The following is a 255-nucleotide window of genomic DNA, read 5'->3' as shown; positions in this document are numbered from 1 at the left end:
GAAAAACGCATCAGATGAAGAGATGGCTATAGAGGATGACATCTTCTGGTGGCACATAGCCATTTTTGCAGTTTTCAACATCATCATCGGTTATTACTTTTACCACGATTCGGAAGTAAATGGCATCGGTTCTTTCCTTACATTTATCGCTTTAGGCTTTCATTTCCTCCTTGTCGACTACTCGCTCCTCCAACACCATGAGAAAATGTATGATAGAACCGGTCGCTGGATAATGGCTGGTGCTGTTGTTACTGG

Annotated in this window: 1 protein-coding gene; it reads left to right on the top strand. The window is 42.7% G+C overall.

Features of this window, described 5'->3' with window-relative positions; genetic code table 11:
• On the top strand, positions 1 to 255 hold a 255-nt coding region (locus LB467_RS18945; protein WP_224475694.1), incomplete at both ends, for a hypothetical protein.

Source organism: Salegentibacter tibetensis (genome assembly GCF_020164485.1).
In the GTDB taxonomy this organism is placed as follows: Bacteria; Bacteroidota; Bacteroidia; order Flavobacteriales; family Flavobacteriaceae; genus Salegentibacter; species Salegentibacter tibetensis.
The sequence above is the reverse complement of the archived record's forward strand: the minus strand, read 5'-3'. Positions and strand labels throughout refer to the sequence as shown.